Origin of the sequence: Pseudomonas sp. OG7, assembly GCF_014192825.1 — a bacterium.
GTDB lineage: Bacteria > Pseudomonadota > Gammaproteobacteria > Pseudomonadales > Pseudomonadaceae > Aquipseudomonas > Aquipseudomonas monteilii.
This window is the reverse complement of sequence record NZ_JACHYK010000006.1, coordinates 149975-173382: the sequence shown is the minus strand read 5'-3', so window position 1 is coordinate 173382 and position 23408 is coordinate 149975. Positions and strand designations below refer to the sequence as shown.

The window sequence follows — 23408 nt, the reverse complement described above, 5'->3', positions numbered from 1 at the left end:
TTACATCACAGATCCCGGTCCCACTCGGGTTCGTCCTTGAACCGCTGCACCAGAAAATCCAGCATGCTGCGCAAGGTGGGCGGCATGTGCTTGCGTGACGTGTACACCGCATTCAGGTTCAGTTCGCGGGGCTTTGCCTCGGGCAGCAGGCGCACCAGTTCGCCCCGGCGCAGGGCATCGGCGGCCTGGTAGGTTGGCAGCATGGCGATACCCGCGCCAGCCAGCGCGGCCTTTTGCAATGTCATGGCTTCGTTGGCACTGATGTTCCCTGTTATCGGCACGGCGATCTGTTGGCCGCCCACCTCGAAATGCCACAGGCTATGGCCGAAATAGGCATGGGTCAGGCAGTTGTGCCGGCTCAGTTCTTCGACCCGCTGCGGCGTGCCATGCTCAAGCAGGTAGGCGGGGGACGCACACACCACCGAGCGGCATATGCTCAGGCGCCGGGCGATCAGGTTGGGGTCCAGGTCGTTGCTGGTGCGGATGGCCAGGTCGATACGCTCATCCACCAGGTTGACGGTACGGTCGAGCATCTGCAGTTCCACCTTCACGCCTGGGTAGCGCCGCACATAGGCAGCCACCGCATCCACCAGTTGCGCCTGGCCAAAGGACGTACTGACGCTGATGCGCAATGCGCCCTTGGGCGCGTCATCTGGCTGTTGCACGGCAGCCTGCAGGTCACCGGCCAACTCCAGCAACTGCCGACAGCGTGGCAGGGTTTCCTGGCCGGCGGCGGTGAGGCTGAGCTTGCGTGTGGTGCGCTGCATCAGGCGCGCGCCCACCCAGTCTTCCAGCTCTGCCAGATAGCGCGACACCACCGGCCGCGATAGCTGCAAATGATCCGCCGCTGCCGACTGGCTGCCCAGGTCGACGACGGTGACGAAAACGCGCATGGCGTTGAGACGGTCCATGATTTGCCCGGTTTCAGAAACAAACTATGTTCGAGCATCGCATTTTTTGTCATGGATCGGGCAACTAAGCTGTTGGCCAACGTTATCTGGAAGGCGTTGCCAATGTCCCTGTTCACTCCCTTGCGCGGCCTGCTGCTGGCCTGCGTTACCCTGGCCGGCCCGGCGCTGGCCGCCGAACCCTTGAAGCTGGAAGTCTACAACCCTGGGCATGAGGCCATCTTCCCGGTCAGTTCGGTGATTGTCAGTGGCGAGCACGATGCCGTGCTGGTCGATGCCCAGTTCGGTAAGGCCCAGGCCCAGCAACTGGTGCAGCGCCTGCGAGCTGGCGGCAAGCACCTGACTACCATCTATATCAGCCACGGTGACCCGGATTACTACTTCGGCCTGGACACCCTGACAAACGCTTTCCCCGACGCCAAGGTGCTGGCCTCGGCCGCCACTGTCGCGCATATCCGTCAGACCATGGACGCCAAGCTGGCGTACTGGGGCCCGCAGATGGGGGCGGACAAACCGGCACGGCTGGTGTTGCCACAGGTACTGGAAGGCAACCGATTGACGCTGGAAGGGCAGGCCCTTGAGGTGGTTGGCCTTGACGGTCCGCAACCAGACCGCAGCTTTGTGTGGATCCCGTCGATCAAGGCGGTGGTCGGCGGCGTGGTGGTGTCCGAGCACATTCATGTGTGGATGGCCGATACCCAGACGGCCCAGTCGCATGCCGACTGGCTCGGCACCCTGGCGCACATCGAAGCGCTGGCGCCGCGTACGGTCATCCCGGGTCACTACCTGAGGGACAGCAGCCGCTCGCTGGAGGCTGTGCGTTTCACGGCGAACTACATTCGTGACTTCGATGCCGAAACGGCCAAGGCAAAAGACGCGGGTGCCTTGATCGAGGCGATGAAGCAGCGTTACCCGGGCCTGGCCGATGAAAGCTCCCTGGAGCTGGGAGCCAAGGTCGCCAAGGGCGAGATGAAGTGGTAATTCCGTTCAATTGATGGAGAGTATCCCATGAGCAAGATCGCAATCATTGGTGCCACTGGTCGTGCTGGCAGCCAGTTGCTGGAAGAGGCCCTGCGCCGTGGCCACAGTGTATTGGCCATCGCCCGTGACCCTTCGAAACTGGAGGGCCGGGAAGGCGTGACTGTCAAGGCGTTGGATGCCAAGGACAGCGCGGCCCTGCAGGCCGCGGTCGCGGGCGTGGATGCCGTGCTGAGCGCCGCGCATTTCTCGACCATCGAGCCGCACGCGATCATCGAGCCGGTCAAGCGGGCCGGGGTCAGGCGCTTGCTGGTGGTAGGCGGTGCGGGCAGCCTGCTGTTGCCGTCGGGGCACCGGGTGATCGACAGCCCGGACTTCCCGGAAGCCTACAAGGCCGAGGCGACTGCAGGCGTGCGCTTTTTGGAGGCGTTGCAGCGGGAGCCGAACCTGGACTGGACCTTCCTGTCGCCATCGGCGGAGTTCGTTGAAGGTGAGCGCAGTGGGCGGTACACGCTGGGCAAGGATTATCTGCTGATTGGTGCAGACGGCAAAAGCTGGATCACCTTCGCCGACTTTGCGATTGCCTTGATCGATGAGCTGGAAAAGCCGGCGCATACGCGGCAGCGTTTTACCGTCGGGTATTGAGTCGCCCCCTTCGCGGGCACGCCCGCGAAGAGGCCTTCATAGGCTGGCCTGGCTCTCCAGCCAGTCCAGCAATTCCACCAACCCCGGCGGCAAGCTCCTGGCCTGGCTCACCAGGTAGTACGCCTTACCGGTCATCACCTTCAGCGCAAATGGCATGCATAGCCGCCCCCCGCGCAGGTCATCACCAATCAGCGACCAGTCGCCAATCGCCACTCCGGTCCCCTGCGAGGCCATGGCCATTGCCATGTCCAGCGTCTCGAAGTGCTGCTTGGGCCCATGAGCGGCCAACGTCACCCCGGCCGCCTGCAACCACAACCGCCAGTCATGCTCGTCCCGCGAGGGGTGCAGCAACATGTGCCGCGACAGGTCATCCACCTGCCGCAAGGGTATTGGCCCGTCGCATAGCGACGGCGCACACACCGGCGTCAGCTGTTCATCGAACAACTTGCGCACCTGTAACCCGTGGTTCGGCGTGTCGCCATAGACCACTGCCGCATCGAAGCCCTCCCGGCGAAAGTCCACCCCGTGCTGCACCGTAGTCGTCAGCTCCACCGGCACATCCGGGCGCAGTGCTTGCCACTCCATCAGGCGTGGCAGTAACCAACGCATCACGCAGGTGGGTGCCTTGAGCTGCAAGGTCGTGCTGCGTCCGCCCACCTCATTCACGCCTTGTTCGATCAGTGCGAACACCTGCTGCACCCGTGGCAGCCAATCCTGGCCTTCACGGGTCAGGCTCAGCCCACGGGCCTGGCGCTGGAACAGCGCATACCCCAGGTGCTCCTCCAGGGCCGCGATCTGGCGACTGACGGCGCCTTGCGTGATGTGCAACTGTTGCCCGGCACGGGTGAAGTTGCAGTGCTGGGCGGTCACCAGAAAGGTGTACAGGGCGGGTAAGGGCGGTAGGCGTTTCATTGCGATAAGCCATGATTACAGGACATGGCTAGTATGTGTTTTTTTGCATTGTGGTGGTAGTCGTGGGTTGGGTCCAATAAGCACATAACCCAAGCAGATTCATGGTGAACCCTTATGGCAACGTGCGGCGAAGTACTGGTCAAACTCCTTGAAGGCTATGGCGTGGACCATGTCTTCGGCATTCCCGGTGTGCATACCGTGGAGCTCTATCGCGGGCTGGCGGGTTCGTCCATTCGACACATCACTCCGCGCCACGAGCAGGGTGCCGGGTTCATGGCTGACGGCTATGCGCGCACCCGTGGTAAACCCGGAGTGTGCTTCATCATCACCGGCCCAGGCATGACCAACATCACCACGGCGATGGGCCAGGCCTATGCCGATTCGATCCCGATGCTGGTGATTTCCAGCGTGCAGTCCCGTGACCAGTTGGGCGGTGGCCGTGGCAAGCTGCACGAGCTGCCCAACCAGGCGGCGCTGGTGTCGGGGGTGGCTGCGTTTTCCCACACCTTGATGAGTGCAGCAGACCTGCCGCAGGTGTTGGCCCGGGCATTTGCCGTGTTCGACAGCGCCCGACCACGCCCGGTGCATATCGAAATCCCGCTAGACGTGCTGGTCGAACCGGCCGATTTCCTGCTGCCGGGCCGGCCCGTGCGCGGTAGCCGTGCGGGGGCTGCCCCGCAAGCTGTAACACAGATGGCCGAGCGCCTGGCCGGTGCAAAGCGGCCGTTGATTCTGGCCGGCGGTGGCGCGTTGGCAGCCGGTGCTGCCTTGGCACGCCTGGCCGAACACCTTCAGGCACCGGTGGCGTTGACCATCAATGCCAAGGGTTTGCTGCCGGCCAGCCACCCGCTGCAAATCGGTTCGACCCAGTCGTTGCCTGCCACGCGGGCGCTCGTCGCCGAGGCCGACGTGGTGCTGGCGATCGGCACCGAATTGGCCGAAACCGATTATGACGTGACCTTCAAGGGTGGCTTCGAGATCCCGGGAAGCCTGCTGCGCATCGATATCGACCCGGACCAGACCGTGCGCAATTACCTGCCGGAGCTGGCGCTGGTGGCTGATGCCGAATTGGCCGCCGAAGCGCTGCTCGTTGCTTTGCAGGCTCAGCCGCAACCCGTGCGTGAAAGCACCTGGGGTGTGGCCCGGGTGGCCAACCTGCGCAAGGCTCTGGCGGCAGGCTGGGATCAGCCGACATTGAGCCAGACGCGTTTGCTGAGCGCCATTCTTGAGCGCCTGCCCAATGCCATTCTGGTGGGCGACTCGACCCAGCCGGTGTACACCGGCAACCTGACCCTGGACATGGATCAGCCACGTCGCTGGTTCAATGCCTCGACCGGCTATGGCACCCTGGGTTATGCGCTACCTGCGGCCATGGGCGCCTGGCTCGGGAGTGCGGAGCAAATCTGCCAGCGTGCGCCTGCCGTGTGCCTGATTGGCGATGGTGGTATGCAATTCACCCTGCCGGAGCTGGCCAGCGCGGTGGAGGCGCAGGTGCCGCTGATCGTGCTGCTGTGGAATAACCAGGGGTATGAGGAAATCAAGAAGTACATGGTCAACCGGGCGATCGAGCCGGTTGGCGTGGATATTCATACGCCGGACTTCATCGGCGTGGCGCGGGCGTTGGGGGCTGCGGCGGAGAATGTGACGAATGTGGCGCAGTTGCAGGCGGCGCTGGGGCAGGCGGTGGAACGCAAGGGGCCTACCTTGATTCAGGTTGACCAGAATCAGTGGCAAGGGACAGTTTTGGGTTGAAGTGAAGCTGTTGCCTGTACCGGCCCTTTAGCGGGCGAGCCCGCGAAGAGGCCGGTACAGCCACCAAAAAGTCCTAGACAGCAGTGGCTCTCAATCTGGCGACATCCCGAATCGGCGGCGCTCCATACAGCCTGCTGTACTCCCGGCTGAACTGCGATGGGCTTTCATACCCCACCCGATAAGCCGCCACCGCCGCCTCCAGCCCGTCATTGAGCATCAACCTGCGCGCCTCCTGCAGGCGCAGCTGCTTCTGGTACTGCAACGGGCTCATTGACGTCACGGCCTTGAAGCGGTGGTGCAGGGTCGAGGTGCTGAGGTTGACCTCCCGGGCCAGGTCCTCGATACGCAGCGGCTGTTGATAGTTGTTGTTGAGCCAGGTAATGGCCTGGCAAACCCGGTGCGTCTGGCTGTTGGCCAAGGCAATTTCGTACAGCCGATAACCCTGTGGCCCGCGCAACAAACGGTAGAGAATTTCACGGCGGAACAACGGCGCCAACATCGCGATATCGCGCGGCGTGTCCAGCAGTCGGATCAACCTCAGCAGGGCATCAAGCAATGGCGCATCGGTTCTGTCCACATACAAACCGCGGCCGGAAGGCCGGTTAGGCACCAGCATCGGCCCGCTCTCGGCAATCAGCTGGCTGATCTCTGCCGGGTCCAGGTCTATGCGCAACCCAAGGCTGGGGTGTTCGGGGCTGGCGTCGAGCTTTACGCCGCTCAGTGGCAAGGTTACCGAAACCACCATGTAGTGCAGCGGGTCGTAGGCATATTGTTCGTCACCGAGGAACAGGCTTTTGCTACCCTGGGCCAGGATGCACAGCGCGGGTTGAGCGAGAGTCGGCACCGAGCGCACGTTCTCGGTGTAGCGCACCAGGAACAAGCCATCGATGGCCGAGGCCGGGCCGTGGGGATCGCCGGCATGGCGGCGGATCAGTTCCGCAAGCTCCTGGCGCTGCAATTCCAGGGGCGGGTCGATGGGTGTCGGTGTGGTCATGGTGGATTTCCTCTGCTGACCGACGCAGCATAGGTTTGGGCAAGGACGGGCGCTAGTCGAAAGCTGCACGTCGATTGCCTGATCCTGTCGCGCTGCAGGATTAGGCAATCGGCATGCAGTAATGGCCTAACGCGTCGCGCGAGGTAGCCCCTAACCTTGGCAGCCTGGCTTTTCCGTCCGCCTGCTTCAAGGAGATTGTGCAATGACCTCAACACAACCGGTCACCCACCTTGCTTTCATCCGTGCCAGCAGCGGGCGCTCAGCCGAGTTGGGTGCGCGACTGCGTGACCTGCTCGAACCCTCGCTGCGGGCGCCGGGTTGCCTGAGTTTCACGGTGCAGCGCTCCCAGGCGGATGCCGACCTTTGGTTACTCAGCGGTAGCTGGCAGGACCAGCAGGCGATGAGTGGCTACTTTGCTTCGCCAACGTTGGAGGTGTTTGGCGAGCTGGTACAGGCACAGGTGGTCAGCAGCTTGGACCTGCATACCTTCGATTGATCAGTGATGGGGTAAAATGACCGCCTTGTTCAATCAAGTGGATAGCAACATGGCACGTAGGGAATTCCCGCATTTCGAAGCAGTTTCGGCAATGGTCCCGGTCGAGGGGGGCGGCTACAACGCGGCTATCGCGGTCAAGGCCTTGGGCATGGGCGGCGCGCCGCGTTTTCACAAGGTACTGGACGGGCAGGTGTTCAAGGGGGCCGTGGCCGCCGACGAAGCGGCTACGGCCGAGCTGCAACGCCTGCAAGGCGTAAGCGAAGAGGGCGAGCTGATCTGGTGATCAGGCCGGCGGGCGGGCCATCTTGAACAGGTTGCCCAGCTCGAAGTAGTCCGCCGGGCCACCGCCACGCAGGATCGGTTCGGCGGCAGCGGTGTCGTAGATGCCGTTTTTCAGCAGGTGCTCGGCAATGTGCACCGCCACCACTTCACCCAGGATCAGCCAGCTGGGCACCAGCGCCTGGTCTGCCCGCTTGAGCTGCACGATCTGGCTGACCTTGCACTCGAAGGCCACGGGTGTTTCCCCCACGCGCGGTACGTTGACGATGCTCGACGGCGTGGCAGTGAGGCCGCTCAATTCAAATTCGTTTACTTCGGCCGCAACCGGTGCGCAGCTCTGGTTCATCTGCTCAGCCAGCGGGCGGGTGGCCAGGTTCCAGACAAATTCGCCGGTCTGTTCGATGTTGTTCAGGCTGTCTTTGCGCCCGACGCTGCAGAAACCGATGATCGGCGGGATGTAGTTGAACGCGTTGAAAAAGCTGTAGGGCGCCAGGTTCAGGCGGCCTTCACGGTCTTGCGAGGAGATCCAACCGATGGGGCGGGGGCCGACGATAGCGTTGAACGGGTCGTGGGGCAGGCCGTGGCCTTTGGCGGGTTCGTAGTAATACATCTGTGCTGGGCTTGCTGGCCCACCTCCTGGGTTACGAGGTGCCTAGTGTGCCAAGCCTGTGCCCGTCTGCAAATGATCAAGCCCGGCGAAAGCCGGGCTGGGTGCACGCATCAGGGATCAGCTGATGCGGTGGGCGTTGGTGCGGTCGAAGCCGTCTTCGGCGAAGCGTTGGCCGCCAGTGCGGTCGAAACCGTCTTCGGCGAAGCGTTGGCCACCGGTGCGGTCGAAGCCGTCTTCGGCGAAGCGTTGGCCACCGGTGCGGTCGAAGCCGTCTTCGGCGAAGCGTTGGCCACCGGTGCGGTCGAAACCATCTTCAGCGTAGGTAGCGGACTGGCTCTGTACCGCTGCAAATGTGTGGGCGTTGGTACGGTCGAAGCCATCTTCGGCGTAAGCGCCAGCTGCGAAAACCGAGAGGGCCAGAGTAAGGATCAGTTTGTTTTTCATGGTCGTTGCTCCAAGGGCTACAGGGGTTGTTTGTTTCTATGGGTTTAATCCTACGCCGATTAATTTGATTAAAAAGCGCAAAAAATAGCGATTAAAAATCTAATTATTCGATGTATATGGGAGCGCTTTTCGTGAATCAGGCTGTGGCATCACCCAGGAGCCGCATGCCCGCGCGTTGTCGTTCTTTCAGCTATTTCAGCTTGAAGGGTGGGAATTAATGGGACGTTAAGAACGAAATATCTTGTTTCAAAGATTTATCAACGCTTTTTTCATGCATCACCAACCGATTTTTTAGGTAACGATCAGCACCATCGCCGCACCTCAAACTGGAGCGGTACAACAATGAACAAACTCCCGCAAATCACCTTGGCCTTCTGGGTCATGAAGATCTGCGCTACCACCCTTGGCGAAACGGCGGGCGACTTGCTGTCGATGACGCTGAACGTTGGCTATGCCGTCAGCTCGCTGCTGCTGATCAGCGTGTTCCTGCTGACGTTGCTCGGCCAACTCTACTCGCGCCGTTACCACCCAATGCTGTATTGGCTGGTGATCCTCTCCACCAGTACCGCCGGCACCACCATGTCCGACTTCATGGACCGCACTCTGGGCCTGGGTTATGCCACGGGGTCGGCCTTGCTCATCGGCATCCTGCTGCTGACCTTCCTGGTGTGGCGCCTGAGCGGCAACCCACTGGATGTCACCCGTATCAAGAACCGCACGGGCGAGCTGTTCTACTGGGTGGCGATCCTGTTTTCCAACACGCTTGGCACCGCTCTGGGCGATTACCTGGCCGATGATTCGGGGCTCGGTTTTGCTGGCGGCGCGTTGCTGATCGGCAGTGCCATTGCCTTGGTAGTGGTGGCCCGCTACTGGACGCGTATTCCAGGCGTTGTGCTGTTCTGGGTGGCGTTCGTGCTTACCCGTCCGTTTGGCGCCACGCTGGGCGATGTCCTGACCAAACCCCATGAAAAGGGGGGCCTGGACTTTGGCACGGTCGGCTCTTCGGCTGTGCTGGGCGGGGTGTTGCTGGTGCTGGTGCTGATGGCCAGCTGGTACCAGCGCCGTGAGCCGCGTCAGGCGTTGGAGATGTCCTGAGCCAGGTTTCAGGAGCTGGTGAGACGATTAATTGAGCTATTCGGCTCACATGATGAGCCGAATAGGATTAATCATTGGCTCATCGAATCACATCATGCATTCACAATGCATGAAAAAAGGGCGCCCGAAACGGTGCGCCCTTCTTCATTGCGGCAGGTTCAAACTCACTCAGTAGTAATCCGCGAGTGCTGTTTGGTGTCTTTCATGGTTGCGTATACCAGCAGCGAACAGGCGATACAGGCAGTGACGTACCAGTAGAAGCCGCTTTCCATACCTGCGCTCTTGAACCACAGGGCCACGTATTCGGCGGTGCCGCCGAAGATGGACACGGTCAGGGCGTACGGCAGGCCCACGCCCAGAGCGCGGATTTCCGTCGGGAACAGCTCTGCCTTGACCACGGCATTGATCGAGGTGTAGCCGCTGACGATGATCAGCGCGGCCATGATCAGGAAGAACGCGCCCCACCAGGTCTGGATGGTGTGCAAGGTGCTGAGGATAGGGACGGTGAACAGGGTGCCGAGCACACCGAAGGCGATCAGGATCGGGCGACGGCCGATCTTGTCGGACAGCCCACCAATCAACGGCTGCAGGCACATGAACAGGAACAGCGTGGCGGCCGAGATGGTGGTCGAGTCGCTGATGCTCATGCCCACGGTGTTGACCAGGTACTTCTGCATGTAGGTGGTGTAGGTGTAGAAGGCCAAGGTGCCGCCCATGGTCAGGCCGACCACGGTCATCAGCTCTTTGGGGTGGCGCATAAGGGTGCGCATCAGGCTTTCCTTGGCCTTTTCCTTCTTGGTGAAGGAGGCGGTTTCTTCCATGCCGCGACGCAGGTACAGGGCCACCACGGCGCACAGCGCACCGATCACGAACGGCACGCGCCAGCCCCAGGCGTACAGCTGCTCGGTGGTCAGGGTCTGCTGCAGGATGATCAGTACCGCCAGGGCAATGAGCTGTCCAGAGATCAGGGTCACGTACTGGAAGCTGGAGAAGAAACCACGGCGGTCCTTGCTGGCCATTTCGCTGAGGTAGGTGGCCGAGGTGCCGTATTCACCACCCACCGACAGGCCCTGCATCAGGCGCGCGATCACCAGCAGGATCGGTGCGGCGACACCGATGGTTTCGTAGCCCGGGGTCAGGGCGATGACCAGCGAGCCTGCGCACATCAGCAGTACCGAGGCCATCAATGCAGCTTTGCGGCCCTTGCGGTCGGCGTACAGGCCCATCAGCCAGCCACCGATCGGGCGCATCAGGAAGCCCACGGCGAAAATCGCGGCGGTGTTGAGCAGTTGTGCGGTGGAGTCGCCGGCCGGGAAGAAGGCCTTGGCGAAGTACAGCGAGAATGCGGCGTAGACGTACCAGTCGTACCATTCGACCATGTTGCCGATGGACCCGCTGAAGATCGACTTCAGGCGGCTGGCGGTGGTTTTTTCCGCGGCGGGCGCAGTGGCCGCCCCGGCGGGCAGGGAGGTGGCGTTATCCATCAGAGATACCTTCTCGTTGTTTTTGTGTGGAGCGCGCCGTGGCGCAGCTTGCCAAGGCAATAGCAGAAGGTGTGCCAAATGGGGGCAGGGTGATTCATTTGAAGGCGTTGCGAGTTTCTTGAGCCCCGAAATAGACGGCTTTGAACGGCCCTTGTAGGAGCGGCCAGGTGTCGCGACGGGCTGCAAAGTAGCCCCAAAATCTCACAAGAATAAGCGGAAACCCGCCTATCTCCAGTCGTTCATAAGCGGAAATCCGCTCATTCTCGCTCGACAAAATCCTCGCGCACCAACCCGTGCCGCTGCATCTTTTCATTAAGCGTGCGCCGCGGCAGCTGCAAGGTCTCCATCACCGCCTTGATCTCGCCCCCATGCTGTCGCAACGCTGCGCGCAGGCATTGCGCCTCGAACGCCTCCATCTGCTCGCCCAGCGATTGCCCGGCAGGCGCTACCTCGATGTTCGGCGAACCTAGCCCCAACGCGTGCCGCTCCGCCGCATTGGCCAGCTCGCGAACATTACCTGGCCAGTCATGCGACAGCAGTTGTGCCAGCTGTGCCCCCGACAGCGGCGGTGCGCAGCGCCCAAGCTTTTCGCCTGCTGCACGGGCAAAGTGTTCGAACAGCAGCGGAATGTCCTCACGCCGCTCACGCAACGGCGCCAGGCGCAATTCGGCCACGTTCAGGCGGTAGGCCAGGTCTTCGCGAAAACGCCCGGCACGGGCCTCGTCGAGCAGGTCGGGCTTGGTCGCGGCAATGATTCGCAAGTCGATGCTGATGCTCTGGTTAGCCCCCAAACGCTCCAGTTTCTGCTCCTGGATCACCCTTAGCAGCTTGGCCTGTTGCGCCAGTGGCATGCTCTCGATTTCGTCGAGGAACACCGTGCCACCGTTGGCGTACTCCAGTTTGCCGATGCGCTTGCCTTGGGCGCCGGTGAAGGCACCGCTTTCATGGCCGAACAGTTCGGCTTCGAACAGCGCTTCGGGGATGGCCGCGCAGTTGAGGGCAACGAATGGTTTGCCGGCGCGCGGGCCAAAATCGTGCAGGCAGCGGGCGACCCGCTCTTTGCCGCTGCCGGTTTCACCACGAATCAGCACGTTGACTGGCAGGCCGGCCAGGTCCAGCACCTGCCGGCGCAGTTGCTGCAGGCCCTGGGACATCCCCAGCAGTGTGCCTTCCAGGCGTGACTTGAGGTCAGCCTGTTCGTGCAGCCGACGGTTTTCAAGGACCAGCTGGCGCTTTTCCAGTGCCCTGCGCAGGCTACCCAGCAGGTGCTGCGGGGTGAAGGGTTTTTCCAGGAAGTCATAGGCCCCGTTGCGCATGGCTTCTACTGCCATGGGCACATCACCGTGGCCGGTCAGCAGGATCACGGGCAGGTCGGGGTCGTCCGCCTGCAGGCGCTCGAGCAATTGCAGGCCGTCCATGCCTGGCATGCGCACATCGCTGATGATCACCCCCGGGAAGTGCCGTGTCAGGTGTGCCAGGCATTCTTCAGCCCGAGCGAACAGCTGCACAGTGAAGCCGGACAGGCTCAGCCATTGCTCGACGGCAGTACGGATGCTGGCTTCATCGTCGACGACGATCACTGAATTCAACATACAGGCTCCAGGTCACGGGGCAGGGTAAGGCTCAGGCGTGCGCCACCAGGTACGTTTTCGGCCCGCAGTTGGCCACCGGCCTCGTGGACGATGCCGTAGGAAATGGCCAGGCCCAGGCCCAGCCCTTCACCCACCGGTTTGGTGGTGAAGAACGGGTCGAACACCTTGGCCAGGTCGGCCTCGGCAATGCCGCCACCTGAATCCAGCACGCTCAGGCGCCACAGCTCGCCATCTGGCTCGATGCGCACCTCCAGGCGTTTGTAGCGCTTGTCGGCCATGGCGTCGAGGGCATTGCGCAGCAGGTTGATCAGCACTTGCTCCAGACGAATGGCATCGCCGCGTACCCAGGCCGGGCGTGCCAGGTACAAGGCCACCTCGACCTCTTCACTCCGGATGCGGGTTTCCAGCAGGTGCAAGGCCTGGTCGACCACGGTGGCCAGATCGAGGCGCTCGCGCAGGCCGACCGGGCTGTTGCGGGCAAAGGTTTTCAGGTGGCTGGTCAGTGCGGCCATGCGTGTGAGCATTTGCTCCAGCGGTTCGAGGGCCTGGCGCGCTTCGTCGTAACGGCCGTGGTCCAGCAGCAGCCGTAGGGTTTCCAGTTGCATGCGCTGGGTGGTCAGCGGCTGGTTGATTTCGTGGGCCATGGCGGCCGACATCTGCCCGAGGGCGGCCAGTTTGGCCGACTGCACCAGCCCCTCCTGGGCGGTGCGCAACTCACGGGTGCGTTCTTCGACCTGGCGTTTGAGCTCTTGCCGGCTGCGCTGGCGCAGGCGGGCCAGGCGCAGGCGCTGGCTGACGAACAGGGCGGCGAACACCAAGCTCAGCCACACGGCTGCGGCGCCCAAGGCGGCATTGCGGCCATCGGCGGCCACCTGTGGCTTGCGCAACAGGTGCAAGGTCCAGTGGTCACCTTCCAGCGGCAGGCTTTCCCACAGGTACTCGGCACTGCCCTGCGGGCCTTCCACGCGGCTAAGGGTGCTGTACTCGGCAAAACGGGTCAGCACCTGGTGCTGCAGGGGCACCAGCGGCTGTTTGTCGTACTGGCGTGTTTCAGCCAGCTCGGCACGGTCGGCACCACTCAGCGGCTGGAGCTCGCGGTAGCGCCAGCCATCCTGGTTGGCGATGAAGGTGATGCCACGGGCGTCGCTGACCAGCAGGATATCGCTGCCCTGGCGCCACTCGCGTTCCAGCTCGGGGAACTCCAGCTTGACCACCATGGCACCGAGAAAGCGGCCATGCTCGTCATTTACCGCGCTGGCGAGGAAGTAGCCCGGTACGCCACTGGTTACGCCCACGGCGTAGAAGCGGCCACTGCCTTGGCTGCGGGTTTGCTTGAAATAGGGGCGGAAACCGTAGTTGGAGCCGACGTAGCTACTGGGCAGCCGCCAGTTGCTGGCGGCAATGGCCAGGCCGGTGCGGTCGAGCAGCTCAAGGGTGGAGGAATTGGCCGCGCCATTGATGCGTTCCAGCTTGCGGTTCAGGGCGTCCTGCACCTGTTCATTGACCGGGCCGCGCAGGGCGGCGATCAGTTCCGGGTCCAACGCCAGTACGGCGGGCAGGGCGCGGTAGCGGTCGATCAGGGTGTGCAGGCCATTGGCGTACAGCCCCAGTTGCTGACTGGCACGCCGGGCGTCGTCTTCCATGGCCTGGCGCTTGGCCTGGTGCATGGCCCAGCCGGCACTGAGGGCGGTACCCAGCAGGATGAGCAAGGTGATCAGCCCCAGACGCAGGGCGCGAAAGGAAAAGGGCATTGGGGCGGATCCGGAATATTTGGGGATCGGGGCCGGCCCTTTCGCAGGTCTACCTGCGAAAGGGCCGGTACAGGCGGCCGGTTTCAGTTACAGCAGTTCAAAGCTCTGCTGTTGCACCGCCTGGGAGTCCAGCCCTACCTGGACATTGAACTCACCTGGCTCGGCAACCCGCTGCAGCTGGCCATTGTAGAACTTCAGGTCATCCTCGTTGATGCGGAAGGTCAAGGTCCGCGACTCACCCGGCTTGAGCATCAGCTTCTGGAAGTTTTTAAGTTCCTTGACGGGGCGGCTCATCGAAGCCGACACATCTTGCAGGTACAGTTGCACCACGGTCTCGCCGGCCACCTTGCCGGTATTCTTCACCGTCACCTTGGCCTCCAGGTTGTCACCGCGCTTGAGGTCCTTGTGCGACAGCTTCAGGCCGGACAGCTCGAAGCTGCTGTAGCTCAGGCCATAGCCGAACGGGTACAGCGGGCCGTTAGGCTCTTCGAAGTACTGCGAGGTGTAGTTACCCGGCTTACCCGGCGTGAACGGCCGGCCAATGCGCGTGTGGTTGTAGTACATCGGGATCTGCCCGACCGAACGCGGGAAGGTGATGGCCAGCTTGCCGGATGGGTTGTAGTCGCCAAACAGCACGTCGGCGATGGCATTGCCGCCCTCGGTACCGGCGAACCAGGTTTCGAGGATGGCGTCGGCCTGCTCGCGTTCCCAGCCGATCGACAGCGGCCGGCCGTTCATCAACACCAGCACCAGCGGCTTGCCGGTCGCCTTCAGGGCCTTGATCAGCTCACGCTGGCTGGCTGGAATTTCCAGGGTGGTGCGGCTGGACGACTCGTGGGACATGCCACGCGACTCGCCGACAACCGCTACGACCACGTCGGACTGCTTGGCAGCCTTCACGGCTTCGTCGATCAGCACCGCAGGCGGGCGTGGGTCGTCGACGATTTCCGGTGCGTCGAAGTTGAGGAAGTTCAGGTAATCGAATATCGCCTTGTCGCCGGTGACGTTGGAGCCTTTGGCGTAGACCAGCTTGGCTTTGCCTTCTACGGCGCGGCGCAAGCCTTCACGCACTGTCACCGAGTGCACGGGTTTGCCGTCGGCGGCCCAGCTGCCCATCATGTCGATCGGTGCATCGGCCAGCGGGCCGACCAGGGCGATGGTGCCGGCTTTTTTCAGCGGCAGGGTCTGGTTGTGGTTTTCCAGCAGTACCAGGCTGCGGCGGGCCACATCGCGCGCGGCTTCGCGGTGCAGGCGGTCGTTGCCGTAGTAGTCTTTCAGGTCGGTTTCGGCCTTGCCGATGCGCACGTAAGGGTCCTTGAACAGGCCCATGTCGTACTTGGCTCCGAGTACTTCGCGCACCGCCTGGTCCAGCTCGCCCTGGGTCACTTCTCCGGACTTCAGCAGGCCTGGCAGCTCTTCGCCGTACAGGGTGTCGTTCATGCTCATGTCGATGCCGGCCTTGATCGCCAGCTTGGCGGCTTCGCGACCGTCCCGGGCGACACCGTGGCGGATCAGTTCCTGGATGGCGCCATGGTCGCTGATGGTCACACCCTTGAAGCCCCACTCCTTGCGCAGCAGGTCGTTCATCAGCCAGGTGTTGGAGGTGGCCGGCACGCCGTTGATCGAGTTCAGTGCCACCATCACCCCGCCGGCACCGGCGTCGAGGGCGGCGCGGTAGGGCGGCAGGTAGTCGTTGTACATCTTCGGCAGGCTCATATCGACCGTGTTGTAGTCGCGCCCGCCTTCCACGGCGCCGTACAGGGCGAAGTGCTTGACGATGGCCATGATGCTGTCGGGGTTGGCCGGGCTGCTGCCCTGGAACGAGCGCACCATCACCTGGCCAATCTTCGAGGTCAGGTAGGTGTCTTCACCAAAGCCTTCACTGGTGCGGCCCCAACGTGGGTCGCGGGCAATATCGACCATGGGGGCGAAGGTCATGTCCAGGGCGTCGGCCGAGGCTTCGATGGCGGCGGTGCGGCCAACCTTGGCCACGGCGTCCATGTCCCAGGTGGCAGCCATGCCCAGGCCGATCGGGAAGATGGTGCGCTCGCCGTGGACGGTGTCGTAGGCGAAGAACATCGGGATCTTCAGGCGGCTGCGCATGGCCGCGTCCTGCATCGGGCGGTTTTCGGGCGCGGTGCGTGAGTTGAAGGTGCCACCGATGCGGCCGGCGGCGATTTCCTCACGAATCTTGTCGCGAGGCATTTCCGGGCCGATGCTGATCAGGCGCAACTGGCCGATTTTCTCGGCTTCGGTCATCTGGCTGATCAGATGGTCGATGAACGCCTGCTTGTCCTGCAGGGGCGGGGCGGTGGGGGCGGCGAGGGCCGCCTGACTGGCAAGGCCCATGGCCAGGCCCAGCAAAGACAATTTCATCATCAATTCCGTTGTGGGGCCTCTGCCGTATCCAGCGGTGATACGTGCGCGGCCGAAGTTTTCAGGCGGCTATTGTTGTACGATTGACACGCTCATTTTCCAGCGGCGGATTATGCCTGAATATGTCGCCTGGGGACGAAGCCCCGAATGCCGGGACAACAACTATAAGAACGCTAAAGAGACCGACGGCATGACCCCCTTCGACGAATACCATCAACGGCAGATTGCCGAAGCCATTGCCCGTGCTGAAAAGCGAACCGATGCCGAACTGGTGACGGTACTGGCCCGCCGTGCTGACGATTACGCGTATTGGCCGCTGTTGTGGGCCGCCGTGCTGGCGCTGGCTGTGCCGGGGCTGTTGCATTGGCTGCTGGGTTGGCCCAGCGTGCGTGGCTTGCTGGTGGCCAACGTGTTGCTGTTCGTCGGTTTGTGCCTGCTGCTGCGCAACCCGCTTCTGGCCGGCTGGCTGATTCCTCGGACTTTGCGTCGCTGGCGCGCCTCGCGGCTGGCTCGGCAGCAGTTCCGCGAGCAGAACTTGCAGCGCACGGCAGGCGCTACGGGCGTGCTGATCTTCGTCAGCGAGGCGGAACGGCATGTGGAGATCCTGGTCGACCGCGGTATCGAGCATTATCTGGATACCAACGCGCGGGCGGCCATTGTCGCCCGCTTTGCCGAGCAGGTGCGTCAGGGGCGGACCTTGCAGGGGTTTGTCGAGTGCATCGATGCCTGCGGCGAGCTGCTTAGCGAGCATGTGCCGCCTACCCGTGCGCGCAACGAGTTGCCCAACCGGTTGGTGATCCTGGACTGACTTGGAACCTGCAGGGTGTAGAATGCGTTTCCCGCTATTCGAGGCACCGTTTCTCCATGTCCGCCAGTTCTTCCGCCCTCTCTGCGTCAGATGCACGCGCCCGGTTTCTCGGCCTTCTGAATGCAGCCTTGCACGGCAACACCTTGGTCAAACTGGTGCTGGCGCGCCATGTCGGTGCCGACCAGACCTTGCAACGGATCATCGCCAAGCCGCTGCAGGTCAAGGGCCAGCCATGCCTGTCGCTGGTCTACCGCCACCAGACCCGCGACATCACCCGCAACTTGTCGCTGGAACAGGCGCAGGCGCTGGTAGCCGAGCTGCTGCCGGACAGCTTCCGCAATGCCCACCTGTTCGACGCAGATGGCGAAGTGCAACTGACCTTCAGCAAGAAGGGCAAGCCGATGTTGCAACGTCACGGCGCGCAGGCTCCACGCGAGGCCGCGGCGAGCAGTGGCCATGACCGCGAGAAGAAGCGCTACCTGGATTTGTCCAGGCCGTTCCTGCGTGACCTTGGCGTGACCGACGCACAAGGTGCATTGATCCCGTCCATGTCGCGCAAGTGGAAGCAGATCAACAAGTTCATCGAGGTCTTCGACCACGCCCTGGCCAGTGCGCCGGTACCTGCGAAACAGGTACTTCGGGTGGCCGACTTCGGCTCGGGCAAGGGCTACCTGACCTTTGCCATGCATGACTACCTGAGCAACAGCCTGGGCCGTGAGGCGCAGGTGACCGGTGTAGAGCTGCGCCAGGACATGGTCGACTTGTGCAACGCCGCCGCTTCGCGCCTGGAGCACCCGGGCCTGGAATTCCAGTGCGGGGATGTACGTAGCGTGGTTCCCGAGGCCATCGAAGTGATGATCGCCCTGCATGCGTGCGATATCGCCACCGACTACGCCATTCACACCGGTATCCGCTGCAACGCCGCGATCATCATGTGCTCGCCGTGCTGCCACAAGCAGATCCGCCCGCAACTGCACAGCCCGGGGTTGCTGCAACCCATGCTGCAATACGGCTTGCACCTGGGCCAGCAGGCCGAAATGCTCACCGACAGCCTGCGCGCGTTGTACCTGGAAGCCTGCGGTTACGAAACCAAGGTGTTCGAGTTCATCTCGCTGGAGCACACCAACAAGAACAAGATGATTCTTGCGGTGAAGCGGCGGCAGCCGGTGGCTAACGGCGAGTTGCTGGAGAAGATTGGCCAGCTCAAGGCGTTTTATGGGGTACAGGAGCATTGCCTGGAAACATTGCTGCGGGCGGATGGCTTGCTTTGAAAGCAACCACTGGCAAGCCTGCTGGCGTGCTCGTCCAGCGGGCGTGCTAGCGTCTAGCCGCTGGTCGATCAATCGCCAAATCTGGTAGCCCCAGCGGGTGCGTAGTGGCGTCATAGAAATGCACCTGCGTCCCCGACAAATCTCCAAACCGATCAACAAAATGCTGCTTCTGGTTGATCACCGAAGCTTCACTCACCGGCCGGATAGCAATCGAGAGCTGCTTCGGTCGGGCCTGGCGGATGGCTTCGAGCAGGTGCTGGTCACTGCTGTCCAGGTGCTGACCGAACAGGCATACCCCTTGGCTTTCCTGGGCAAGCTGCCCCAGGCACCAGCTGAGGTAATCCGAATGGCGGATGGCGCGCAGTTTTTCCTCGCTGCGGTCTTCATTGACGAACAGTGGCACTTCACCTGGGATGTTCACGGCAAAGCCATCAAGCAGTTCGGCGCTGTCGGCGCTGCGTTGGCGGGTGGTGCCGTCGGGTAGCTTCAGCAGGTGCAGGCCGCCGTGCAGGTGCATCACCCGCGTGCCTTCGCTGCGGGTGCGACGCACGTCGAAGAAGCCTTGTTCGTCGAACAGGTCGGCGAAGCCGTGTGGGGCGCTCTGTACAGCCCACGGTAGCAGCAGGTCGTAGTTGCTGGTGTAGACGCTGCGGTAGCCACGCAGCGCCTGGTTGAGGGTCGCGAGGGTGGCTGGCGGCATCAGCGGCCACGGCAGGTGCACCGTGCGCACGGCGTGAATCAACGCTTCCTTGATCGAGTAATAGCGGTTCAGCGGTGCGGTGGAGTTGATGGCCAGCGCCGCGTTGGCGCGCACGGTGGTGTTGAGGGCGCTGAGCACCGGCTCGAACAGTTCCGTGCCCAACGACTTGAACAGGGCCTGGTCACTGACCGCCAGGCCTTTCTTGCGGCCTGCGCGTTGTGCTTCCTCGAACAGCGAGAAATAGCCGAAAGGCTTCCACACTGCGCGGCTGGCGCCGTTGCCCAGCAGCAGGGCATCGCAGGGGTGGCGGGCGGCGAGTTCTGGCCAAGGGGTGAGGGTGGCGTCAAGTGCAGGCATGCTGGAGTCCGTTGGGTGGAGCGGGGAGCGGGGGGACTTTAGCATGTCGTGCAGGGTGTGCGACGCCTACAGGCCCTTGTCAGTGCGCAAGGGCCTTTAATACATGATCAGGATCATTACGTATTGCGCGTAGTAATGCCTTGGCAGGCCCGGTAGGTTCTCGTCGCCCTTGTTCCCAATTCCTCAATGTTGCTACCTGAACATCGATGATCTCGGCAAAGCGTGCTTGCGTGAGCCCCGTTGCCTTGCGGATGTTACGCACCAGGAGTGCATCGATCTCGAATTCTCGAGAAGGCGCCTGCTTCCCTTGGACGATGTCGTCCATTTGTTGCACGCTTTCCAGCAGTTCGTCAAAAAAGCGGTTCATGCGTGCCTCCAGTGTTCAATGATCGACCTCAGCGCCTTGCGTTGCTCGGGGGACAGGTCGGGTTGCTCGTTCTTGCGCTAGATGTAGAGCAGGGCTATCTGTGACTTGGAGATGAAGTGGTAGTAGATAACCCTGGCACCACCGCGTTTTCCGTGCCCGTTTGCGGCCACACGTAATTTGCGCAGGCCGCCTGTTCCCTCGATCAGGTCACCTGCCTCAGGTGAAATCATGAGCCGGACTTGGAGCAAGCGGTAGGCATCGTCATCAAGGAGTTCCTTGACTCGCTTGGTGAACACGGCTGTTTCGGTAAAAAGCATAACAGGTTGTACGCCATTGGCGTAGCTGCTGGTTGTCCAGCGCCACGGAGAAGGATTGCCCGGCCGTATTCAGGATCGGGTCAGCGAGGCTAGCGAATCCGCTCCTCACTGGGCGATCATCCTTTTTCGAGGGGCGGGTAGTCCTTTTCTCTGTAGGGGGCCGAATGGGTTGCGATAGCGTTCTGTTCAGCCCTCTCCGGTAATGAGCGTGCTACGGTTGCGGTTACGCCACACCCGATACGCCCGAATCCCCGCCCGCACCGAGCCGAACAGCAGTTTGTCTTCCATTTCCCGTGCCATCCCCGAGCGCACCAGCATGCGCAGGAAGGTGCCCCGGGCGCGGGCGATCGCAAAGAAGATGCCTTGCGCGGCCAGGGTATCGCGCACTTCACGCAGGGCGGCGATACCGCTGACGTCGATGCTGGTGACGGCTTCGGCATCGAACAGCACGGCCTTGGGTTGGTCCTGGCTCTGCACCGCTTCGAGCAGGCGCATCTTGAAGTAGTCGGCGTTGAAGAACAGGATCGCGTCGTCGAAGCGGTACACCACCAGGCCTGGCACGGTACGCGCTTCCTTGAATTTGCGGATGTCGACCTGGCCTTCGGTGCCCGGCAGCCAGCCGAGCACGGCGTCGGTGGGTTGGTAGATGCTGTAGAGCAGGCGCAGGATCGCCAGGGTCACAGCAAACACGATGCCGGGCAGCACGCCCAGGCCCAGCACACCGGCCGTGGTCAGCAGGCAGAGCCAGAACTCGAAGCGGCTCAGGCGGCGGATGAGCCCCAGCGACTTGATGTCGATCAGCCCCCAGCCGGCCATCAGCAGCACGGCGCCTAATGCTGCCTGCGGGATCCACGCCATCGGCGCGGTGAAGAACAACAGGATCAGGGCAATGACCAGCGCGGCGACGATGCCCACCAGCTGGCTCTTGCCACCCACCATGTCATTGACGGCGGTGCGCGAGTCGGCGCCGCTGATGGCAAAGCCCTGGGACACCCCGGCCGCCAGGTTGCTCACGCCCAGGGCGACGAATTCGTGGTTGGCGTTGATCGCGTAGCCGTGGCGGGCGGCAAAGCTGCGTGCGGTGAGCATGGCGCTGCAGAAGCTGACGGTGGCGATACCCAGGGCGTCGCGCAGCAGGCTCTTCATTTCCGCCAGGTTGCTGTGCGGCCAGGCCAACTGCGGGATGCCGGCCGGCACCGGGCCGAGGATGGCGACGCCGAAGCGGTCGAGGCCAAACAGGCCGACCAGCAACATGAACAGTGCCACCACGGTCAGTGCGGCGGGCAGGCGTGGGAAACGCCGTGGTAGCCAGATCAGCAGGCCCAGAGCGGCCAGGCCGATGAACAACGTGATCCAGTGGATCTCACCCAGGCGCTGGAAAAAGTTGATCAGGCTGAGGATAAAACCGTCGCCTTCGATCTTGAACCCCACCACCTTGGACAGCTGCCCGGCGATCAGGCTCAGGCCGATGCCGTTGAGGTAGCCGATGAGGATCGGCCGGGAGAAGAAGCTGGCGATGAACCCGGCCCGTGCCAGGCCGGCAGCGATCAGCATTACCCCCACCAGCACGGTGACGATCACCGACAGTTCGGCAATGCGCTGCGGGTCTCCCATGGCCAGCGGCGCCACGGCACCGGCGATCATCGCGCAGGTAGCGGCGTCAGGGCCAACCATCAGCTGGCGCGAGCTGCCGATCAGGGCATAGACCATCATTGGCAGCACGCAGGCGTACAGGCCGTACTGTGGCGGCAAACCGACAATTTGTGCGTAAGCGATGGCGATGGGTATCTGAATCGCCGCGACCGAGAGGCCTGCCTGCAAATCGGCATGGAACCATTCGCGGCGGTAGTGCAGCAGGTTGGCAAGGCCCGGTAGCCAGCGGGAGAGAAACATGCGTCGTCCTTTCGAAATGCTTCACGTAACCATCTACGCATTGAAGCGGATCGGCAGGCAATTGGCCATGGGCCAGATCAAACCGGGAGGGCAGAAACGAAAAAAGGAGCCGAGGCCCCTTCTGACAGCGATGACGTTGCTGGAACGCCATGCGGTGATGCAATGTGGAGCGGGTAGAGGGAATCGAACCCTCAACTAAAGCTTGGGAAGCTTTCGTTTTACCACTAAACTATACCCGCGTCTGCGCAGCACTTTTTACCAGAACCCTCCACGAATTAGAAGCCCAAGTTATAAAAAAGCTTGTCGGCACCCTATAGCCTGCGGGATCAGCCACAGGGCGCCGATGCGCTCAAATGGCCAATGCATGCTGCCCCTGCTGCCCTTGTTGAACAGGCTGGTAGCGGTGACGCGTTTCACGCACGGCCGGCTTGAGGAAACCGAGCAGGACGCTGCGGGTGTCTTCACAGGCCGTTTTGTTCTCCATGTCCAGGAAGTGGCCAGCGTCACGAATCACGCTGAAATGGCTCTTGCCCACATGCTTGCCGAACTGCCGGGCATCTTCGACCGTGGTGTACTCGTCGCGGTCGCCGTTGACGAACAGCACAGGGATGTCGATATTGCGCGCACCCTCCAGCGCCCGGTCCAGGTCGCGATGCAGCACCTCGTTGATGTGGAAGTGCATCTGCGCGTACTCGTGGCTGTCCAGGCTGCTGACGTGGCGGTAGTTGAAGCGCTTGAACAGTGATGGCAGATGCTTGCCGATGGTGTCGTTGACCAGGTTGCCGACCTGGTAGCGATCGCAGGCGGCCAGGTACTGGCAGCCACGGTCCAGGTAGTCGCGCATCGGTTCGTTGATCACCGGCGAGAAGGAACTCACGACGGCCTTCTTCACGCACCGCGGCTGGTGCGCCAGCGCCAGCAGCGTACTTGCGCCACCCCATGAGAACGACATCACATGGTCGGCCTGGAAGTGCTCGATCAGCTCAAGGAGAATATGCGCCTCGGTCTCCTTGCTGATAAACCGTTCCTGGCGGTTGTGTGGCTTGGACTTGCCGGCATACGGCTGGTCGAACAGCACTACGTTGAACTGCGGGTGCAGGTTACGTACCGTTTGGGCGAACGAGGCCGTGGTGGCCAGCGAACCATTGATCATGATGATCGTATTCTCGGCCGCTTCCGCGCGATAGAACTCCGTGTAAACCCGATACTGACCTTGGATATCAAGTACAGCGATTTCTGGCCTCATGTCATCGACTCCTGGCGCAAAAAGGGTATTCGCGTCACCTAGGGTGCACGTTCTTTATGACAGGTAGGCATTCGCCTGAAGAGTAACCGGGGGGCCCTGTGTCGATCCTTGGCACATGCGTCGACGGTATTGT

The 23408-nt window shown here is 62.3% G+C and carries 22 protein-coding genes, 1 tRNA gene and 1 pseudogene; 9 read left to right on the top strand and 15 right to left on the bottom strand.

Going from position 1 to position 23408, the window contains the following annotated elements; translation table 11 throughout:
• Positions 1-5: 5 nt before the first annotated feature.
• Positions 6-911 (bottom strand): LysR family transcriptional regulator, encoded by a 906-nt coding sequence (locus tag FHW75_RS16335; protein WP_019097257.1) that lies wholly within the window; start codon positions 909-911, stop codon positions 6-8.
• 102 nt (positions 912-1013) lie between these two features.
• Here FHW75_RS16335 and FHW75_RS16330 point away from each other — a divergent pair, with 102 nt between their 5' ends.
• Both FHW75_RS16330 and FHW75_RS16325 read left to right on the top strand, forming a co-directional pair.
• Positions 1014-1889: an MBL fold metallo-hydrolase gene (locus FHW75_RS16330; protein ID WP_016713649.1), complete on the top strand. Its 876-nt coding sequence runs from the start codon at positions 1014-1016 to the stop codon at positions 1887-1889.
• A gap of 27 nt (positions 1890-1916) precedes the next feature.
• Entirely contained in the window at positions 1917-2531 is a 615-nt protein-coding gene (locus FHW75_RS16325; protein WP_016713650.1) for an NAD(P)-dependent oxidoreductase, read from the top strand.
• A 36-nt stretch (positions 2532-2567) separates the two neighbouring features.
• Here the strand turns inward: FHW75_RS16325 and FHW75_RS16320 are convergent, their stop codons facing one another.
• A complete protein-coding gene (locus FHW75_RS16320) occupies positions 2568-3443 on the bottom strand; it encodes a LysR substrate-binding domain-containing protein (RefSeq protein ID WP_016713651.1) in 876 nt (291 codons plus the stop codon).
• A 114-nt stretch (positions 3444-3557) separates the two neighbouring features.
• On the opposite strand from FHW75_RS16320, the gene FHW75_RS16315 reads away from it, so the two are divergent.
• Positions 3558-5195 (top strand): 5-guanidino-2-oxopentanoate decarboxylase, encoded by a 1638-nt coding sequence (locus FHW75_RS16315; RefSeq protein WP_019097255.1) that lies wholly within the window; start codon positions 3558-3560, stop codon positions 5193-5195.
• 73 nt (positions 5196-5268) lie between these two features.
• Here FHW75_RS16315 and FHW75_RS16310 read toward each other — a convergent pair whose 3' ends face one another.
• Entirely contained in the window at positions 5269-6189 is a 921-nt protein-coding gene (locus FHW75_RS16310; RefSeq protein WP_025753919.1) for an AraC family transcriptional regulator, read from the bottom strand.
• Positions 6190-6391: 202 nt separating this feature from the next.
• Here FHW75_RS16310 and FHW75_RS16305 point away from each other — a divergent pair, with 202 nt between their 5' ends.
• Together FHW75_RS16305 and FHW75_RS16300 are read left to right on the top strand one after the other, a co-directional pair.
• Positions 6392-6685, top strand: coding sequence for a putative quinol monooxygenase (locus FHW75_RS16305; protein WP_019097253.1), 294 nt, complete (start codon positions 6392-6394; stop codon positions 6683-6685).
• 16 nt (positions 6686-6701) lie between these two features.
• Positions 6702-6968 (top strand): hypothetical protein, encoded by a 267-nt coding sequence (locus FHW75_RS16300; RefSeq protein ID WP_016713655.1) that lies wholly within the window; start codon positions 6702-6704, stop codon positions 6966-6968.
• Here FHW75_RS16300 and FHW75_RS16295 read toward each other — a convergent pair whose 3' ends face one another.
• The gene (locus tag FHW75_RS16295; protein WP_016713656.1) at positions 6969-7574 is read right to left on the bottom strand and encodes a flavin reductase family protein; all 606 of its coding nucleotides are present in this window, start codon (positions 7572-7574) and stop codon (positions 6969-6971) included.
• A 117-nt stretch (positions 7575-7691) separates the two neighbouring features.
• Positions 7692-8018 carry a hypothetical protein gene (locus FHW75_RS16290; RefSeq protein WP_019097252.1) on the bottom strand — a complete coding sequence of 109 codons (327 nt, stop codon included), beginning with the start codon at positions 8016-8018 and terminating at the stop codon, positions 7692-7694.
• Positions 8019-8360: 342 nt separating this feature from the next.
• On the opposite strand from FHW75_RS16290, the gene FHW75_RS16285 reads away from it, so the two are divergent.
• Positions 8361-9113, top strand: a complete 753-nt coding sequence (locus FHW75_RS16285) for a membrane protein (protein ID WP_019097251.1) — start codon at positions 8361-8363, stop codon at positions 9111-9113.
• A gap of 164 nt (positions 9114-9277) precedes the next feature.
• Here FHW75_RS16285 and FHW75_RS16280 read toward each other — a convergent pair whose 3' ends face one another.
• The 4 genes from FHW75_RS16280 to bglX all read right to left on the bottom strand — a co-directional run bounded on the left by FHW75_RS16280 (position 9278) and on the right by bglX (position 16319).
• Positions 9278-10597, bottom strand: coding sequence for an MFS transporter (locus FHW75_RS16280; protein WP_016713659.1), 1320 nt, complete (start codon positions 10595-10597; stop codon positions 9278-9280).
• A 257-nt stretch (positions 10598-10854) separates the two neighbouring features.
• On the bottom strand, positions 10855-12189 hold the full coding sequence (locus FHW75_RS16275) for a sigma-54 dependent transcriptional regulator (protein ID WP_183674081.1): 1335 nt from the start codon (positions 12187-12189) through the stop codon (positions 10855-10857).
• A complete protein-coding gene (locus FHW75_RS16270; protein ID WP_019097249.1) occupies positions 12183-13940 on the bottom strand; it encodes an ATP-binding protein in 1758 nt (585 codons plus the stop codon). Before FHW75_RS16270 ends, FHW75_RS16275 begins: the two co-directional genes overlap by 7 nt.
• A gap of 87 nt (positions 13941-14027) precedes the next feature.
• A complete protein-coding gene (gene bglX / locus FHW75_RS16265; protein ID WP_027609151.1) occupies positions 14028-16319 on the bottom strand; it encodes a beta-glucosidase BglX in 2292 nt (763 codons plus the stop codon).
• A gap of 187 nt (positions 16320-16506) precedes the next feature.
• Between bglX and FHW75_RS16260 the strand changes: the two genes are divergently transcribed.
• Both FHW75_RS16260 and FHW75_RS16255 read left to right on the top strand, forming a co-directional pair.
• Positions 16507-17124, top strand: coding sequence for a TPM domain-containing protein (locus FHW75_RS16260; RefSeq protein WP_019097247.1), 618 nt, complete (start codon positions 16507-16509; stop codon positions 17122-17124).
• 56 nt (positions 17125-17180) lie between these two features.
• Entirely contained in the window at positions 17181-18395 is a 1215-nt protein-coding gene (locus FHW75_RS16255) for an SAM-dependent methyltransferase (protein ID WP_161990121.1), read from the top strand.
• A 46-nt stretch (positions 18396-18441) separates the two neighbouring features.
• On the opposite strand, the gene FHW75_RS16250 is transcribed toward FHW75_RS16255, so the two are convergent.
• The 4 genes and pseudogenes from FHW75_RS16250 to FHW75_RS16235 form a co-directional block, all read right to left on the bottom strand.
• Positions 18442-19452: a DUF4917 family protein gene (locus FHW75_RS16250; RefSeq protein ID WP_027615400.1), complete on the bottom strand. Its 1011-nt coding sequence runs from the start codon at positions 19450-19452 to the stop codon at positions 18442-18444.
• Positions 19453-19531: 79 nt separating this feature from the next.
• Positions 19532-19819 (bottom strand): NadS family protein, encoded by a 288-nt coding sequence (gene nadS / locus FHW75_RS16245; RefSeq protein WP_025754594.1) that lies wholly within the window; start codon positions 19817-19819, stop codon positions 19532-19534.
• A pseudogene (locus tag FHW75_RS16240) lies at positions 19816-20136 on the bottom strand (type II toxin-antitoxin system RelE/ParE family toxin). Before FHW75_RS16240 ends, nadS begins: the two are co-directional and overlap by 4 nt.
• Positions 20137-20322: 186 nt before the next feature.
• Positions 20323-22029, bottom strand: coding sequence for a SulP family inorganic anion transporter (locus tag FHW75_RS16235; RefSeq protein WP_019097243.1), 1707 nt, complete (start codon positions 22027-22029; stop codon positions 20323-20325).
• Between FHW75_RS16235 and FHW75_RS16230 the strand changes: the two genes are divergently transcribed.
• Positions 22028-22228 (top strand): hypothetical protein, encoded by a 201-nt coding sequence (locus FHW75_RS16230; protein WP_080587352.1) that lies wholly within the window; start codon positions 22028-22030, stop codon positions 22226-22228. The genes FHW75_RS16235 and FHW75_RS16230 overlap by 2 nt on opposite strands.
• Here the strand turns inward: FHW75_RS16230 and FHW75_RS16225 are convergent.
• Together FHW75_RS16225 and FHW75_RS16220 are read right to left on the bottom strand one after the other, a co-directional pair.
• Positions 22195-22268: transfer RNA gene (locus tag FHW75_RS16225), tRNA-Gly, on the bottom strand. The genes FHW75_RS16230 and FHW75_RS16225 overlap by 34 nt on opposite strands.
• A gap of 110 nt (positions 22269-22378) precedes the next feature.
• A complete protein-coding gene (locus FHW75_RS16220; protein WP_028614291.1) occupies positions 22379-23275 on the bottom strand; it encodes an alpha/beta fold hydrolase in 897 nt (298 codons plus the stop codon).
• Between the last annotated feature and the right edge of the window lie 133 nt (positions 23276-23408).

What these genes read in the sequence shown, in the direction of transcription:
- bglX (WP_027609151.1), bottom strand. Translation starts at nt 16,319, where the DNA reads ATGATGAAATTGTCTTTGCTGGGCCTGGCCATGGGCCTTGCCAGTCAG.
- FHW75_RS16275 (WP_183674081.1), bottom strand. Translation starts at nt 12,189, where the DNA reads ATGTTGAATTCAGTGATCGTCGTCGACGATGAAGCCAGCATCCGTACT.
- FHW75_RS16250 (WP_027615400.1), bottom strand. Translation starts at nt 19,452, where the DNA reads ATGCCTGCACTTGACGCCACCCTCACCCCTTGGCCAGAACTCGCCGCC.
- FHW75_RS16300 (WP_016713655.1), top strand. Translation starts at nt 6,702, where the DNA reads ATGACCGCCTTGTTCAATCAAGTGGATAGCAACATGGCACGTAGGGAA.
- FHW75_RS16235 (WP_019097243.1), bottom strand. Translation starts at nt 22,029, where the DNA reads ATGTTTCTCTCCCGCTGGCTACCGGGCCTTGCCAACCTGCTGCACTAC.
- FHW75_RS16320 (WP_016713651.1), bottom strand. Translation starts at nt 3,443, where the DNA reads ATGAAACGCCTACCGCCCTTACCCGCCCTGTACACCTTTCTGGTGACC.
- FHW75_RS16280 (WP_016713659.1), bottom strand. Translation starts at nt 10,597, where the DNA reads ATGGATAACGCCACCTCCCTGCCCGCCGGGGCGGCCACTGCGCCCGCC.
- FHW75_RS16335 (WP_019097257.1), bottom strand. Translation starts at nt 911, where the DNA reads ATGGACCGTCTCAACGCCATGCGCGTTTTCGTCACCGTCGTCGACCTG.
- FHW75_RS16315 (WP_019097255.1), top strand. Translation starts at nt 3,558, where the DNA reads ATGGCAACGTGCGGCGAAGTACTGGTCAAACTCCTTGAAGGCTATGGC.
- FHW75_RS16255 (WP_161990121.1), top strand. Translation starts at nt 17,181, where the DNA reads ATGTCCGCCAGTTCTTCCGCCCTCTCTGCGTCAGATGCACGCGCCCGG.
- FHW75_RS16220 (WP_028614291.1), bottom strand. Translation starts at nt 23,275, where the DNA reads ATGAGGCCAGAAATCGCTGTACTTGATATCCAAGGTCAGTATCGGGTT.
- nadS (WP_025754594.1), bottom strand. Translation starts at nt 19,819, where the DNA reads ATGAACCGCTTTTTTGACGAACTGCTGGAAAGCGTGCAACAAATGGAC.
- FHW75_RS16330 (WP_016713649.1), top strand. Translation starts at nt 1,014, where the DNA reads ATGTCCCTGTTCACTCCCTTGCGCGGCCTGCTGCTGGCCTGCGTTACC.
- FHW75_RS16230 (WP_080587352.1), top strand. Translation starts at nt 22,028, where the DNA reads ATGCGTCGTCCTTTCGAAATGCTTCACGTAACCATCTACGCATTGAAG.
- FHW75_RS16270 (WP_019097249.1), bottom strand. Translation starts at nt 13,940, where the DNA reads ATGCCCTTTTCCTTTCGCGCCCTGCGTCTGGGGCTGATCACCTTGCTC.
- FHW75_RS16325 (WP_016713650.1), top strand. Translation starts at nt 1,917, where the DNA reads ATGAGCAAGATCGCAATCATTGGTGCCACTGGTCGTGCTGGCAGCCAG.
- FHW75_RS16290 (WP_019097252.1), bottom strand. Translation starts at nt 8,018, where the DNA reads ATGAAAAACAAACTGATCCTTACTCTGGCCCTCTCGGTTTTCGCAGCT.
- FHW75_RS16285 (WP_019097251.1), top strand. Translation starts at nt 8,361, where the DNA reads ATGAACAAACTCCCGCAAATCACCTTGGCCTTCTGGGTCATGAAGATC.
- FHW75_RS16310 (WP_025753919.1), bottom strand. Translation starts at nt 6,189, where the DNA reads ATGACCACACCGACACCCATCGACCCGCCCCTGGAATTGCAGCGCCAG.
- FHW75_RS16305 (WP_019097253.1), top strand. Translation starts at nt 6,392, where the DNA reads ATGACCTCAACACAACCGGTCACCCACCTTGCTTTCATCCGTGCCAGC.
- FHW75_RS16295 (WP_016713656.1), bottom strand. Translation starts at nt 7,574, where the DNA reads ATGTATTACTACGAACCCGCCAAAGGCCACGGCCTGCCCCACGACCCG.
- FHW75_RS16260 (WP_019097247.1), top strand. Translation starts at nt 16,507, where the DNA reads ATGACCCCCTTCGACGAATACCATCAACGGCAGATTGCCGAAGCCATT.